This is a genomic window from Mycoplasmopsis bovigenitalium (genome assembly GCF_002356075.1).
Taxonomy (GTDB): domain Bacteria; phylum Bacillota_I; class Bacilli_A; order Mycoplasmatales; family Metamycoplasmataceae; genus Mycoplasmopsis; species Mycoplasmopsis bovigenitalium_A.
In genome coordinates this window covers 482059-497238 of record NZ_AP017902.1, presented here as the reverse complement: position 1 = coordinate 497238, position 15180 = coordinate 482059, and the positions used below count along the sequence as shown (strand labels likewise).

Annotated in this window: 15 protein-coding genes; 6 read left to right on the top strand and 9 right to left on the bottom strand. The window is 26.7% G+C overall.

The features are described from left to right. Positions 1 to 41 precede the first annotated feature (41 nt). From tilS to MBVG596_RS02175, 3 genes are read right to left on the bottom strand one after another with little or no spacing between them, the layout of a single operon-like run. A complete protein-coding gene (gene tilS / locus MBVG596_RS02185) occupies positions 42 to 923 on the bottom strand; it encodes a tRNA lysidine(34) synthetase TilS (RefSeq protein ID WP_096386617.1) in 882 nt (293 codons plus the stop codon). Then, a complete protein-coding gene (gene pth / locus MBVG596_RS02180) occupies positions 904 to 1461 on the bottom strand; it encodes an aminoacyl-tRNA hydrolase (RefSeq protein WP_096386613.1) in 558 nt (185 codons plus the stop codon). The genes tilS and pth overlap by 20 nt, the downstream gene beginning before the upstream one ends. Further along, positions 1462 to 3609 (bottom strand): AAA family ATPase, encoded by a 2148-nt coding sequence (locus tag MBVG596_RS02175; protein ID WP_172412427.1) that lies wholly within the window; start codon positions 3607 to 3609, stop codon positions 1462 to 1464. Between the two features lie 269 nt (positions 3610 to 3878). On the opposite strand from MBVG596_RS02175, the gene dnaA reads away from it, so the two are divergent. From dnaA to MBVG596_RS02155, 4 genes are all read left to right on the top strand, one after another. Continuing rightward, positions 3879 to 5291: a chromosomal replication initiator protein DnaA gene (gene dnaA / locus MBVG596_RS02170; protein WP_096386607.1), complete on the top strand. Its 1413-nt coding sequence runs from the start codon at positions 3879 to 3881 to the stop codon at positions 5289 to 5291. Positions 5292 to 5413: 122 nt separating this feature from the next. After that, positions 5414 to 6520: a DNA polymerase III subunit beta gene (locus tag MBVG596_RS02165; RefSeq protein WP_096386602.1), complete on the top strand. Its 1107-nt coding sequence runs from the start codon at positions 5414 to 5416 to the stop codon at positions 6518 to 6520. Position 6521: 1 nt separating this feature from the next. Then, positions 6522 to 6734, top strand: coding sequence for an RNA-binding S4 domain-containing protein (locus MBVG596_RS02160; RefSeq protein ID WP_096386598.1), 213 nt, complete (start codon positions 6522 to 6524; stop codon positions 6732 to 6734). Positions 6735 to 6753: 19 nt separating this feature from the next. Continuing rightward, positions 6754 to 7707: a hypothetical protein gene (locus tag MBVG596_RS02155; RefSeq protein WP_148664013.1), complete on the top strand. Its 954-nt coding sequence runs from the start codon at positions 6754 to 6756 to the stop codon at positions 7705 to 7707. Between the two features lie 113 nt (positions 7708 to 7820). On the opposite strand, the gene MBVG596_RS02150 is transcribed toward MBVG596_RS02155, so the two are convergent. Next, on the bottom strand, positions 7821 to 8615 hold the full coding sequence (locus tag MBVG596_RS02150) for a PQ-loop domain-containing transporter (protein WP_096386590.1): 795 nt from the start codon (positions 8613 to 8615) through the stop codon (positions 7821 to 7823). A 725-nt stretch (positions 8616 to 9340) separates the two neighbouring features. Between MBVG596_RS02150 and MBVG596_RS02140 the strand changes: the two genes are divergently transcribed. Further along, positions 9341 to 10585, top strand: a complete 1245-nt coding sequence (locus tag MBVG596_RS02140) for a hypothetical protein (RefSeq protein ID WP_096386584.1) — start codon at positions 9341 to 9343, stop codon at positions 10583 to 10585. 127 nt (positions 10586 to 10712) lie between these two features. Beyond that, a complete protein-coding gene (locus tag MBVG596_RS02135; RefSeq protein WP_096386581.1) occupies positions 10713 to 11150 on the top strand; it encodes a hypothetical protein in 438 nt (145 codons plus the stop codon). 257 nt (positions 11151 to 11407) lie between these two features. Here MBVG596_RS02135 and MBVG596_RS02130 read toward each other — a convergent pair whose 3' ends face one another. Genes MBVG596_RS02130 through MBVG596_RS02110 form a run of 5 tightly spaced genes read right to left on the bottom strand, consistent with a single transcriptional unit; the run spans position 11408 to position 15108 of the window. Next, entirely contained in the window at positions 11408 to 11689 is a 282-nt protein-coding gene (locus MBVG596_RS02130; RefSeq protein WP_096386578.1) for a hypothetical protein, read from the bottom strand. A gap of 26 nt (positions 11690 to 11715) precedes the next feature. Beyond that, entirely contained in the window at positions 11716 to 12438 is a 723-nt protein-coding gene (locus MBVG596_RS02125) for a variable surface lipoprotein (RefSeq protein WP_096386573.1), read from the bottom strand. Between the two features lie 40 nt (positions 12439 to 12478). Beyond that, on the bottom strand, positions 12479 to 13300 hold the full coding sequence (locus MBVG596_RS02120) for a PQ-loop domain-containing transporter (RefSeq protein WP_096386569.1): 822 nt from the start codon (positions 13298 to 13300) through the stop codon (positions 12479 to 12481). Further along, positions 13300 to 14124 (bottom strand): alpha/beta fold hydrolase, encoded by an 825-nt coding sequence (locus tag MBVG596_RS02115; protein ID WP_096386564.1) that lies wholly within the window; start codon positions 14122 to 14124, stop codon positions 13300 to 13302. The genes MBVG596_RS02120 and MBVG596_RS02115 overlap by 1 nt, the downstream gene beginning before the upstream one ends. 3 nt (positions 14125 to 14127) lie before the next feature. Beyond that, the gene (locus MBVG596_RS02110; RefSeq protein WP_096386559.1) at positions 14128 to 15108 is read right to left on the bottom strand and encodes a lipoate--protein ligase; all 981 of its coding nucleotides are present in this window, start codon (positions 15106 to 15108) and stop codon (positions 14128 to 14130) included. Positions 15109 to 15180 lie beyond the last annotated feature (72 nt).

Here is a 15180-nt window from a genome sequence, read left to right as displayed (position 1 = left end):
TAAAATAATGTAATTATTATATATTAATTTTCAATATCAAACTATGCAACTAATAATCCGCGTTTTTTTATTAGATAAACATCGTCTTTGAGTTTAAATTTTGAAGTTCGATTTTCCGATAATACTCATTTTACAATTGAATTAATCTTTTGTGAACTTAGTTTTATGTTTGAGTAAAACTCAATAATATATTTAAAAATTAAGTAATCTTTATGTTCTAAATCTCGAAATTTGTCTTGACTAAATTTAGATTCTCTTCAAAATGAAAAAGTTTTATTGATTTTTAATGATAGGTCTTGCAATTTCAAGTTTAAGGATTGAAATCTCGCAAAAATTAATTCCTTTTCACCATTTGAAAAGTTTGAAAGATTTTTTCTAATTTTATTTCTAGTAAAGTTTGTATTTAAATTAGATGAATCTTCAAAATATTTAATATTACAATTGTGTAAATTTTGATAAATTTCAGATTTCCAATATTTTAAAACAAAGGGTCTGTATATTTGCATTCCAAGTAAGAAGTTGTGCTCTTTTATTCCATAAAAAAGCGGTTTGCGCCCACTTTCTTCTTGCATTAGTGCTGTTTCAATAAAGTCGTCTTTGTGGTGTCCTGTTAATAAAGTTTTGCAATCATATTTCAAGTAAATTTCATTGAAAAATTCGTATCTTTTTTCTCTTGCTCAAGATTCAAAATTACCATATGTTTTTTCATATATAAACGTTTTAAACTCAAATGTGACATTTTTACTTTCACATAACGACCTTACATATTCGACTTCTAAATCACTTTCTTGTCTAGTTTTATAGTTTATTGTTGCAACAACAATATTTTTTGGCCCATAAATATTAAGAGCTCAATGAAAAAGAAAAATTGAGTCAGGACCTCCGCTAACCGCTAAAAGAACTTTATTTTTTGTTGGCTGCATTAAATTTCTCAATCACTATATTTATATCATTGTAAACAAATGAGATTGCTGCGTCTGCGGCGGCGGTAATTACTCGTTCCAAAATTTGCATTTCTTCAAGTTTAAAATTACTTAAAACTCAATCTTTTAGTTCATAATTAGGATTTTTTCCAATACCAATTCGAAGTCTTTTAAAATCATTGTTTGGTAAATTGTTCATCACACTCGTAACGCCGTTATGACCTGCTGACGAACCACCAATTTTAATTGAGGCTTGACCTAAATTAAAGTCTTTTTCATCATAAATTATCATCACATCTGAGGAATTTATTTTGTAAAAACGACAAATTTCGCGAATAAAATCACCTGATTTATTCATATAAGTTGAAGGTTTTGCTAATATGAATCCGTCACCAATTCCATAATGACCATTAAATTTGTCTTTATTTAATTGGACTCCTGTTTTTTCAATAAGTTTATCAATAGTTAAAAAGCCAGCGTTATGTCTTGTAAATCTGTATTCATTGCCAATATTACCCAATCCAACAATTAATTTCATTTAAACCTCCATATTTAGAAAGTTGCTAAAAGATGTAATAAACTCGGTCGTGTTATTTTTTAATGTGATTGAATTTATATAATAATTTATATCACCAACTATCGATAAATCATCTTTCGCGCGAGATACAGCAGTATAAATCAATTTAGTATTGATAGCTCAATTATATTCTTTTAAAACACAAAATATAACACTAGGTGATTCAGATCCTTGGAATTTATGGACTGATATAGCATAACCTAAGGTTATATATTCTAAAAATTCACTATGAGTATATTCAATAATTTTATAACCAAAATCAACTTTAATTATTTTGTTTTTGCTGTCATATGATTTAATAAATCCTATCTCACCATTGTAAACATCTAAAACATAGTCATTTGCGTTTTGAATAACCTTATCGCCAATATAATATTTTTTATCCGATCCAATTGTAAAATATTCAATTTGGTCATTTTTTGTTGAACGATAATCAAGATAAAATTTCTGTAAAAGTTGATTAATGTTTGCTATTCCATGAGGTGTTTTATGCATAGGTATAATCACAGCAACATCCTCTATTCCATAATCGTTTATTTTGTTCGCGAATATTTCAATTAATTTTTCATTAAAATAATCTTCTGTTGAATTTATTCAATGAATATGTTCGGTATTCATTTCTGGTTTCTTGTTTTCTTTAATATTTAAAAAATGGTTTGGGATTTCTTCTCTATCAGTCCGAAAAATTTCAACTAGTTTAGTTATTTTAAACTTATTTGATTTTATTAAATCATCAAGTAAATTTCCAGGCCCTATGCACGGCAATTGATCTACATCGCCAACAAAAACTATTTTTTCTAAATCAATTGAATTTTCAAGCACACAATGCAAAATATCAATATTCACCATTGAAAACTCATCAATTATTAACACTTTTGGCTGTATGTCATTATTATTTGAAACAAGTTTGTTTTTATGATTTTGCTGTGTAATTTTAAAGTAACTGTGAATAGTTTTCGCATCAATATCTTGTTTAATTTTGATATTAACAGCTGCTCTACCTGTTGGGGCGAGAACCGCGATTTCGCTTTTTTTGTATGTTTTATTATTCAATCAAAAAGAAATTAAATGTTTAATAATGTAAGACTTGCCCGTTCCCGGAAAACCAGAAATAATTGAAACATTGTCAAGAACCGCATTATTAAAGGCTTGTTGTTGAAGCTCTGAAAGATCGTTTATTGCATGAGCGGACTCATATTTTTTAGCATTAGAACTTTTTAAACTTAATAATTTAGAAGCTATAAACATTTCTTTTTCTAGCATTTCTTGAGTTGATAGCAAATGTTTTTGATTATCAAAATATAATATTCCTTGATGAATAAGAGATTGAATATCTTCAATAATTTGTTCAGGCTTGTAAAAGTAGGAATCTTTCGCAATCAATTGTAAAACGTTTTGAACGGGAACAAGCGTTGAGTTAAAATTATTAATTAATGAATTCACAGAATGATGAATTAAAGCTTGCAATCTCAGCGGGCTTTCTTGCATCGTTAACAAATGAGCTAATTTGTCAATCACTTCAAAATCATAATTATTTTTAAGGACTAGTGTGTAAGGATTTTTTGTTTTTAGTAATTCAACCAAATCTTCTTTATCGCCAAAATCTTCAACTAATTGTGTGTGTAATTTTTGCAAAGAATTACTTAAGAAAAAATTATAGCTTTTATCAGTATATGTTTTAAAAAATGTTACAAGTCGTTCATAAATATTAGATGAAAGAGTTAAAGCAAAAGGTTGTGGATTATTTTTGAAATTATCGATTCAATTTTCCCCGAATTTATCTCTCATTTTTTCAATCGTTGCCTTGCCAATGCCCGAATTCGTTGCCAGCATTACTTTTTCTAGCTCTGAAGAATTTTTTGGTTCACTAACAGAGATAGATTTCAGCAATTTTGATTTATGGCGCGAATTCGGATTTTCAGTATAAGTGATATCGTAGTGAGTCATTAATTTAAATGAAACATTAGTGCAGTAAATTGAAAAATTTTCGCCTTCATCGGCGACAAAAATTGCAAGAGTATAGTTTCAATTAGCATTAGGGCCGCCTGATAATATTTTTTTAAAAACACCTCTTGATGTTTTTTCTTTTGATTTTAACTCATAATTCATAGTATGAATTATATGCATAAATATTTTTCATTAGTTATAAAAATAAATTATTAAAAATAAATTTTCGCTAAAAATCTTATTTTGCACATAATTATCCACAATAAAATTTTAGTATGTAAATAACTTTAATTTAGTTCAAAAATTCCTATAATTAAGCACTTTTAGCAAAAAATAATTATGTGGATAACTTTTGAAAAAGCACTTTAATAAGTTAATAATTTTAAAAATAATAAAAATTAATTAATATTTTAATTATAAAAGGAGGTTTTGTGAGTATTCAAGTACAAAAAGAAGAAAAGTTATTGGCTTATAATGAAAGTTTTTTAAATGTTGCAAAATCTGAAATTACTGACAAAATGATTTTAAAAAACTTTTTTATGGCATTAAAGATTGTTAATGTAAGTGGAGATAATGTTGAAATTGATGCTGAGTTGACAACAGAAAGTATTAATATCATAAAATCTTCAATGAGAGAAAATTTAGAAAAAATATTAAAAGATGTTTTTGGAAGATATGTAAATTACATTATTAATAGTGTAAAAAAAATAAAAAAACAAGATAATGATTTTGATGCAAATGTTGGCGCGATAAAGAAAAATGTAGTAAAAAACATTAAAAATAATCAAAGCTTTTTAGTTGACTTTACTTTTAAAAATTACATTGAATCTGAATTCAATAAAGATGTTGTTAAGATGGCAAAATCATTAGTAAATAGCGAATTAAGTCCTTTTAATGTTGTTTTTATTTTTGGGAATTCTGGATTAGGCAAAACTCACTTATTCAACGCTATTGGCAATGAATTGGTAAAACAAGATAAATCAGTAATTTACATAAACCCAACCAATTTTGTCACAGAAATATCAATACTCCTTCAAGAAAACAATCAAAAAAAAATATATTCAAGAATAAAAGAACTTAATGAAGTTTCTGTGTTAATGTTTGATGATTTTCAAAATTATGGTCAAGGTAACAAAAAATCAACCTTAAATGTGATAAATCAGATACTTGACCACAGGTTAAACTCCCCTGACAAATATACACTTTTTGCTTCTGATAAACAGGTTTCCGCTCTAAATACCATGTTTGAAAGAAGACTTATTACAAGATTAACACAAGGTTTACAACTTGAAATTAAACCCCCTAAACAAGCTGATTTATTAAAAATATTAGAATATTTCATAACTATTAAAAAATTAAGCCCTGAAAATTGAGAAATTGAGGCCAAAAACTTTGTTACTCGAAATTTTAAAGAATCAATTAGAAGTTTAATTGGTGCAATTGACAGACTAGCTTTTTACGGAAAAGCTATACAAGAAAATACTAATGGCAAATATACCGAAGCAATTGTAAATAACATACTTTCGTCAATTGCCAATAACAAAGAACGAGTTACTCCGGATGTTATTTTAGATTATGTTTCGAAATATTATAAAGTTGCAAAAAAAGAAATTATTGGTAAGAGCAGAAAACAAGATATAGTAGTTGCCCGACATATTGCGATTTATATTATAAGAACCGAATTAGAACTTCCTCTTGAAAAAATTGGTAAATTTTTTGGGAATAGAGACCATACAACCATTTTAAATGCTATAAATAAAATAGAAAATAATAAAGATTTAACTGACCAAGCAACAAACAGAGCAATTGCTGCGATATCAGACGAAATTTACAAATTACAATAAACTTATTAACAAAACAAAATATGATAAAAAATGAATTTGACTTATAAAAATGCTTTATAAAACCGTTTTTTCTAGCTTATTCACAAATTCACAAAATATATTTATTCTATGAAAGGAATAACATGAAATTTCAAATAAATAAAAAAATATTTGATGAAGTTTTAGAAATTGTCTCAAAGTACTCAGATGCTATTAGTACATTTTATGGTTTCAGATGTGTTTTAATTGAAGTCACGGATGAAAAAATAATTCTTAAAACTTCAAACGACTCAATAAACATAATAAAACAAATAGATGTTGATGATATTAATGTAAAAGTTGAATCAACAGGAAAATTTTTAATACAAACTAATGTTATTAAACCTATTATTAAAAAACTATCGGGAAATATTGATATCTCAACAGATAATAATCAATTATTAACCATCTCTCAGGGAACTTCAAACTACCAAGTATCTTTAGTTAATGAAAATAGTTTTCCGGCTTTTGACAATATAATAAATGTCAAGGAAATAAAAATTAATACTTCTAAGCTTAAAAAAGCAATTAAGAGTGTTATACATGCGGCAAGTTTAGACAATAATTTAATTTACAAGTGCATTAATATAAGAAATAAAAACGACTCGCTACACTTCACAACAACTGATTCATACAGACTTGCACTTTATCAATTAAAACACAATGGATTAATAACGGAAAATGTTGATATATCGGTTGTTGCTAAAGATTTAAGTTCACTAATACCAACAGACGCGCCCGAAGAAATTACACTATTCTACAACGATATAAAAGTAGGTATTAAATACGAAAATACAGTTATAACTTCAAGGGTAGTTACAATTCCTTTTAAAGACACAGAACCATTATTTGAAAATTTAAATATTAAACATAGCATTCAAATTGAAAAAACTGAGTTAAATGATTTATTAAATAGAGTGTGATTAGCAAACGGTGACAAGCAAAATAGACTTTCTTTTGCGGTTAAAGAAGGCAGCTTAAAAATCACTAATAATGTTGTAGAAGTGGGATCATTTGTTGCGACTACTGATAAATTTAAATACTCAGGGGATTTAATAGAATTTGATTTAAATTATAATTTTCTAAAAGACGCTATATCAATTTTTGACGAGGAAATTTCAATTCTTATTGACGAAAGAGTTGCTAAATTTTTAATTATTTCTCACTCAGACACTGGTTCAAAACAATTGATAACCCCTTTAAGGAGATAAAATGAATAATGTGGTTTTAATAGATGGTAATTCAATTACACTTGGTCAGTTTTTAAAATTAACTAAAATCATTTCCACAGGCGGGCAAGCAAAATTTTTTATAGAAACAAATAATATTAAAATTAATAACAATACCGCAAATGGAAGAAGTACTAAAATTTTCTCAGGCGATGTTGTTTGAATAAACAATAAAGCATATTTTGTTAAAAATTAATTACTTTAAAGGATTTATTATGAAAAAATACAAAAAATTATTTTTGTGAACACCTATAGTCGCTATTGCGCCGTTGTTTGCGGCTGCATCTTGCTCTAAAAATGCTGAAACTAAAAAAACTCAACCTCTTACAAAGCTTGAGTTACCTATTATAAGGAAACATAAAGACAATCCAAATACTGATGGACAAAAAGATGGAAAAAATAAAAGCTCTCTTATATTTGGGCGAATGGATGGGGCTAAAAACATAAATAAGAAAATAAAAAATAAGAAATTGGAGGGGTTGAAATTGTTGCATCCGCAATTATTAATTAGACAGTTTGAATTTCTTATAGAAAAAAATATGATAGTTTCTTCAATTATTAGGGTTACTGATTGATTTGAACAATTGTCTATTATGTTTCCGAATGACAATGTTATTAAGAAAAATAAGGATCTTGTTTTAAAGGTAAGGAAAGAAATAATTGATACAGAATCTTCTTGAAAAAATAGTGAAGATTCGGAAAGACTAACTGAGCAATTTGGTAATATTTATGAAACAGATTTAAAACTATTGTTTTATAAATATGACTACGAAATTTTAAAAAGATATTTAGAAGAAAATCACCCTAGCTTTAAAGATAGTCTTGAAGATGTCAATAAAAAATTAACTAGCAATCCCGAATATAGTGACTATGAAAAAGCTATAGATCAAATTTTAAAATTAATATCAAGCGATATTGATTTAGTTAAATTCCCTTTCCCTAAAACAATTTACATAGAAAAGCAAACTGAGGCTTCATTCTTTAATGAAATTTTTGAAGACTTTTATAAAAGATTAAAATCCGATTTCAAAGAAAAACCTGATTTAATTAAACAAATCAACGAAGTTTATAATTCTATAAATGGAGATTGATCATTGAGTAATGTTAAAATGGCTTTAACTAAATTGATTAAACTACAGTCTCAAGTAGGAAAAAACACTCAGCAATAAACTGAGTTTTTATATATTAATTTATTGATGTGCTAAGGTATAAAAGAAAAATTTCACTAGTTAACTATTTTTCATGTACAGAGCAAACAACATGTCATAACCGCACAAAAAAACTAACGTTTTTGTTCGTTAGTATTTTTTGTTATTATTCTTTTTTCGCGTTTGTTAATTACATATTGTCTAATTAATAAATAAACTTGTGATAGGTAAATAGATAGTGAAACAAACTGTCACACCATTGTTGTAATTAAACCGGTTGTGAATTCTTTGTTATTGATTCCTAGGTTAATTCTATATATTATTCAAGTTATGTTTATTGATACAAGTGTAAAAAGCATTCCTTTTGACATACCCATAAAACGTTTCTGTTCAAGAGATTTAATCACAGAAGGGAAGAAACTAAATGTTGTAAGCATAGGGAAGACAACAACACAAACAGCGTGTAATTGTGGTCACATTCTCAGTTGGTTTCCATTTGCATCTTTGCCGACTAAACCATAAATAGCAAGAGCACTTGATAAAGCCACTGCCACAACAGCAACAGTTAATGCAATTCAAGCTTGTTTTCTTTTTGCTTCATTTCTTGCATATTTATAAGTAAAGAATATTGTGAATATAAATAACAGCAATGACAACATATTAGCAATTGCTGATGCTGCCATTTTAACTTCCGCAACATCTCACGAGCCTATTAGCATTCAACCAATAGCTCCTACTAAAACTATTCAAAATGAGTAGAAGTTGACTCCCTCTCCCGTGTCTTTATTTTTAAGTAAGTAAACTAGTTGAGGTACACCAATACTTACAGTTAAAATAATTGAAATTGTTGCAAATACTCAAGCTATTCACCCTGAAATGGGACTATCGGCTTTTAAAGTATATATGTCTAATATTTTTTGTTCTCACATAACAACACCCCTTAATTTAGTAATCTAATTATTATATAACTTTGACAAAAAAATTAAACTAAAAATATATTGGCGAGGATAAATTTTAAAGTTATAAGCTTAGTGATTTGTTTTTTCATATTTTACTTAATGAATTGATTTATGAATATATTGGGAAAATAAAAACCCTGGTTTATAGATAAAAATCTAGATGCATTTTTACTACCTTTTTATATAAAATTTAAGTAACAAAAAACAAAAAGGTGAATATATTATATATGAATGTGTATAAGACATCTAAAATTGATTTTTGTATAGGATTTAAGAAACTAAACTTAAAAAGAAACAAGTATATTATAAAACATGTACATTACGTTATTCAAGAAAGAGACTAAGAAAGCATTCTTGAAAAATGCAATATTTCTACAAATGCAAATAATATTTCTGCTAGAAAAATATATAGCAAGAATTGCGTTTCAAATGTTTTATCTATGTAAATTTTATTAAAAAAATGTTTGTTTTGGCGGGTGCCGCCCCCCGGGGCCTTGTTTTCTATATTCTTTTTTAGTTTTTTTCCTAAAAAAGAATATAGAAACATAAATTTAGTATTATTTATCATGTACTTAATGAAGGCATATTTTACTTTTGGAATTTACAATGAATAAATTTAGTTATTTTGTTTTATAATCTATGTATTAAAATCAACTTGAATATTAAATGAAAACTTAAATTAATAAGGAAACTATATGCAAGCTAAAAATAAAACTAAATATTCAACTTCTTTAATTTTATCAATGATAGGTTCAGAAGCGTTTAAATTAGGAACAACAGTATATATCTATAAATTTACTAATAGTTTTTGATTAGTTTCAATTTTATATTTGCTTATTCAAATACCTACTTTCATTTCTTACTTATTAAACTATAAAATAACTAAAAAAGGAAATTTAAAACATATTCTTTTAGGAACTGATTTGGCAAGTTTTATAGTGCTTTCTACAATATTAGTTGGTTATTTTATAATTATTAAAACTAATAATTTATTTGGTTTTTCTATCTTTTTATTAGTAATAAATTCTCTTTTGAGTATTATTCATTCTTTTAGATTTATAGCTTTAAAAACTATCATTTATTATGTTTCTGATAATGAAAAAGATATAAAAACTTATAACATCTTAACAACTATTTCAACTTCCATAGCGTTTTTATTGGCGCCGATATTTTCTTTGATTTTGTTTAGTAAATTACCTTTTTGAACTCTTATATTATTAAATATGGTTACTTATTTTATTTCCGGATTTTTATATTTTTCATTTAAATTAAATGAAAATTCACTTGAATTAGTTAAAGAACAAAAAGAAGATAAACCTAATCAAAATATTAAACAAAATAATATTTTAAAATGAATTTATACTTTCTCTGCTAGTTTTATTATAGGCATATTTTTATTCCCAAAACAATCTGGAATGCCACAATTTTTTAAAATTATAGGTTTTGAACCAGATAAATGATCTTTCTTCTTAACCATTATTTTTGCTATTTTTGGTTTAATAGGTAGTTTATTATCTTTAATTATAAGAAATAAAAATATTAAGTTAATTTGAGTTTTAATACCAATGAATTTAATCTTCTTAATAATTATTCCTATTTTATTTGTAAATATAGATAATAAATTTAAAAATATAGCATATTTAATCACTATTGGATTTCAACAAATGCTTTATTCATTCTTCATTACTATTTTTTATGCTAACTCTTATTTTTTATTTAGTAAAGATAAATTTAAAAATAACACAATCTATACATTAATTTTTAGAATTATCAGTTCATCAATAATTATTATTTTATTAACTTTAATAACTAATGAATTTAACTATTTCATTAGTTTTGTAATATTTGCTTTACTAATAACTATTAGTAGCATAATAATTGTTATTAGTGAAAATTTAATAATGAAAAAACAAAAAAATAACAAGCATAATCTAAACTAGGTATTCATTCCAAAAGTAAAATGCATCTAGCTTTTTATCTAGGTGCATTTTACTTTAAGAATGAATTTACTTTTGGAATTCACAACTTAACTAATGTAAATTCCATTTTTCATTTATAATTTAAAGTATGGGACTATTTTTTAATAAAAGATGAAAAAATGATGGATTCTTTTGATATTTATTTAATTTTTTTTCAATTCTTTTAGTTATAGGAATATTCGTAGCAAGCTTAATTTTTAAGAAGCAAGCATCAAAAAATCCAATATATGAAATTGGTATTTCATTTTCATTTATACTAGCCTTAGGACTCCAAATATGATTAGGCTGGCGAACAAGCTGATTTTCAATAATTACAAAAATTTTTGTATTAGTTTTTATTGCATTTTTTGCTCTTCAAATTACTAAGACAGTTCAGCATCATTCGAACAAAATATTAATAGAAGAAAAAACTCTTAAATGAGTAAATATTGGGTTTGATATAGCGTTATGTTTTTATTGACTTTGAATTCTTATTGGTTCAATTATTAAAATGGTTTTAACAGGAAAAGAAAAAGAATGATTCTAAACTAGGACAAAAAAGTTAACAGTTTAATATGATTTTAACATCATAGCATATTGCTGTGGTGTTTTTCAATTTAAATTCGATTGAATTCTATAGTTGTTGTATCAAAATATATAATCTGCAATTATTTTTTTCAGATCTTCCAAAGTTATTTTACTGAAATCTAATTCGATTAAACATTCACTTTTTATAATTAAAAATCAGTATTCTAAACCCGGACAAAAAAGCCAACACCTTAGTGTTAACTTTTTTGTCCGGGTTTAGGTAGTTTTATTCTTTTCTTTGATTAATTCTTCTATTTTACTTGTAGCTTCTTGTAATTGTATTATGTTCGCTGTCGATGACAAATGCTCATGAATTTGCATTAATTTATCATATAGTGACTTGTCTTTTTCTTTATCAAATAAAGCAGTTGCTTTTTCATATGTTTCGTTGTATTTTTCAGTTGCTGCCTTATATTCTTTATCATTATTTACGTCTTCATTAAATAATTTAAGGAGTAAATGGTTTAATCTAAATAGTGCGGCACTATAATCTCGCATTGTTGAAGAATCATTAAGGGAGTCATTTATTTTTTAATTTTTTCTTGATATTCTGGTTTATTTTTAACTAAACTTTCAACTGATTTATACATTCCAGAATAAGTCATTTTAATTTCTTTAAGATTTTTTTCTGGATATATTTTTGAAAAACGTGAGTCAGGAGGAAAAGTGACATCTGCATCTGGATTCTTATCTAGATACTTTAAAAGTTTATCACCGTATATAACCGTCAAATTACCAAGTAATGAACTATATGCATTTTTTTCATAACCATTTCTGTTTGATAATTCATTGAATTTTGCATCCACTTGGTTAATTTGATTTTGTGCTTCAGGGAATGTCTTTAAAATGTGATCTCGTAAGTCTTTGTAATCATATTTAATATAAATAATCATTAAATAATAATCTAAAAATTGCGAAAACTCGTTTCTCAAATGTTCAACATCGTCAGATTTTATTTCTTTGCTTAATTTAGATTCAAAATCAGTATAGAATTTTTGAATTGTAGGCTTGAAATTTATTAAAAGTTTGTCTTCTGGGTTAGATTTTTCAATTTCTTGGTATATTTGTTTGCTTATCCTTGTGGCTTGTTTTAATTCTTTAATTCGTTTAACTTCTTGCTGGTTTAATACATTTTGCTCACTTGTTGTTGTTTGCTGCGGGTTATTTTTAGTTTTACTTTGGCACGAAGCCGCAATTAATGGAAATGTGCTTAATGTTGCTAACGCTCAAATAATTTTCTTTTTCATTTTTATCCCTTTTTATTTATATATTCATATTATAGTACTTTTAGTAAAATTTGATTTCATTGATAAAATTCAATAATAAAAATTCCGCTTTAACGAGCGAAATTTTTGTTTTTTGTTTTTCAGCAACATTTACAATCAATAGAACAGTTAGTGATAAGTAGATTAATAATGCTAGAACTTGTCAAACTATTGCCATATTTAAGGCAAAATCGAATGAAGAGTTTAGTCCAAGAGCAATTCAATAACCTAATCAACCGATATTTAGTGTCAATAAAGTTATTAACATTCCACTTGACATACCTTCAAATTTCCCTTTCATAAATGAAGAAATAGCGGCAGGCAAGAAACTGAATGTAGTAAGAACTGGGAAGACTCAAACACTAATATTCATTAATCACCCAGGCATACGTTTATTAGCAATAATTCCATATAACGACACAGCAGCTATTGTTAGTGCTAATGTTATTGAAAAAGCCCCTATTATATAAGCCATTGATTTTCTTTTTTGGTCTCTTGAGTATAAATATGATAAAAATATTGTTATTGCAAAAATAATTGATGACACCATGTTGGCTATAGCTGTTGCTAATTTTTTAGTTTCAGCAGCATCGAAAGAACCAATGATTGTTCATCCCAAGATACCTGAAAAAAAGATTCAAAAGGTGTAATATTTTATCCCGTCACCCGTGTCTTTGTTTTTAATTAAGCTTATTAACTGAGGAACTCCGACGCCAATAGTTAAAATTATTGACACTATACCAAACACTCAAGCAGTTCATGCAGATACTGGTTTATTAAAATCAAGACTAAGTCAGACAATATTGTTAATGATATTTGTATTATTTGATCCAGATTGATCCATTAATATAGACCCTCCTTTTTGATAATAAAATTATTTATGTAATTATGTATTTTTTGTGTGTTTTTGTAAAACATGGCATGACCTGAATCATTCAGTTCATACGTCCCCAAATTATATAGTTTTATATAATTTTCAACATCAGAAAAATTAATATATTTATCATTTCTACTTACGATAGCAGTAAAATTTTTGTTTTTTGCAAAGAAATTTTTGTATACATTTTCAATAAAAGTCATAGCAAAAATTTCGTGTGCCAATACAGAAAATACACGTTTACGTTCATCAATATAATCTTGCGGAGTATCTAATATTTTTTGTTTTACATCAGCTCTTATAATTCAGTCATTATCAAATTCAGAAAAAAGATTGAATTGAGAGTCATATCAGTCCTCAGGGTTATTTGGCAACATTCATTTAATTCGTTTATCATTTTTTAAAGCATTCGCTGTTGGCATTGCCGGTGCAACCCCAAAAACATACTTGATATTTGGGTTGTTTGTTGCATTATATAAAGCCGGGATTGTGCCTAAAGAGTGATTAACTATATAAATTTCGCGGTTAGGAAGGAATTTATCAATAAATTCGCCTACAATATCACAATAATATTGCAAAGTCGGCTGACCAATATTATTGCTTGATTTGCCGCAACCCGGCATATCAATGGAAACCATTGAATAAAGTCTATTTTTGCATTGAAAAAGTGTTGTTGCCCGCGTTGCATCGTCTCCAAAACCATGCAAAAATAAGACAACTATATTTGATAATTTTTCATCAGTTAAATAACTAATTGATTCATTTTTCAATTGAATTTGTTTTCTTATCATCTATTATCCTAGTATTAGTGAAAGCAATTCTTCTTGAGTTATTGTGCCAAAATATTCAGCAAAATTAAATTTAGTAAAGACTGAACGAACAGCATCTTCTGAAAGTAAAATTTCATTAAATAATGGTTCAATTTCGCTAACATCTTTTTTACTTAAAAAATCGCCTTCAAATTTGATATTTTTTATAATTCCCTTTTCAATATTTCCTTTAACATTAATTATTCCGCCCTTGAATTTATTTCCACTTTTGAATGTAAAAGTCGCTGCTTTATTGTATATTCATTCATCTGAACTCACAAATTTAGATAATTCATCAAGTTGTTGTTTGTACTTGTCGTATGGTATTTCATGCAGTTTTGCATTTTTATGTTCAACAAAATATGCGATAAGTCTTTGAATAAATTCTTCTACATCCATTTTTTCAATTAATTCGTCATAAACATTAGTTACACGCGATCTAACAGATTGAATGCCTTTTGATTCGTATTTAATTCTAGCTGGGTTTAGGGCATTTGATAATTTGGTTAAATCGACATTATATAAAATGGTTCCGTGACTTACTATTCTATTTTTGCTTAGGTATTGAGCATTACCACTTATTTTTGCGCCATTAACGTGAACATCATTACGCCCGTGGAATTCAGCATTTAAGCCTAGTGAGCGTAAAAAATCAATGATAGGAGCTAAAAAGCGTTCGTATCCGCTTTGGCCATTGTAATCAGTAATAAAACTAAAGTTAATATTACCCATATCATGGTATACGGCACCACCGCCTGATTTTCTTCTTGCTAATTTAATGTCTTTTTCAATAACATAATGTCTGTTAATTTCTTCGTGTGTGTTTTGGTTTGCACCAATAATTATTGCATTATCGTGTTGATATAAAATTAATATATCACCAGTCATGTCGGGGTCATTAAGGATTATGTTTTCGATTGGGAGTGTAATATAAGGACTAGTTTCCTTGATTCTATATATTTTCATTTTGCCTCTTTTCTATAAACAAATTTTACCATTAGATTTATTTTACAATTGATAATGGCAAAATAAAACCGG